Source organism: Methylobacterium sp. A54F, from assembly GCF_053346035.1.
Map to the genome: position 1 here is coordinate 1 of NZ_JBKFBF010000069.1, position 344 is coordinate 344.

A 344-nucleotide genomic window follows, 5' to 3' on the forward strand; every position below is an offset into this window, starting at 1 on the left:
ATCTGGATGGGGCTGTCGTCGATCGGGCCCACAGGGGCCCCGGTGCGGGCACGTAGGACGGCGCCGCCCTGGGCCAGGACGATGGTGCCGTCCTCCTTCAGGATGGTGCTGATCATCTTGGACACGCCCCGGCCGTGGGCGTCGGTCTCGCCGGTGAGAAAGACGTGGCCGGGGGTGCAGTGCAGGCCGCGCAGGTCGACGACGTGCCGGGCGGTGTCCCGGAAGGTGCGGGTGACGGGACGGGGCACCAGGCCACCGCGGCCGGGATCGGCCGAGCCGTCGAAGGCCATGACGAGGTCGCCCGGGCGCACCTCCCCAATGGGCTTCTCGCTGCCATCCGCCAT

General features: G+C 72.4%; 1 protein-coding gene. It reads right to left on the reverse strand.

The window, feature by feature from the left end; translation table 11 throughout:
- Nucleotides 1-344: hypothetical protein (locus tag ACLBXP_RS25365; RefSeq protein ID WP_447670603.1), on the reverse strand; the 344-nt coding region annotated here is incomplete at both ends.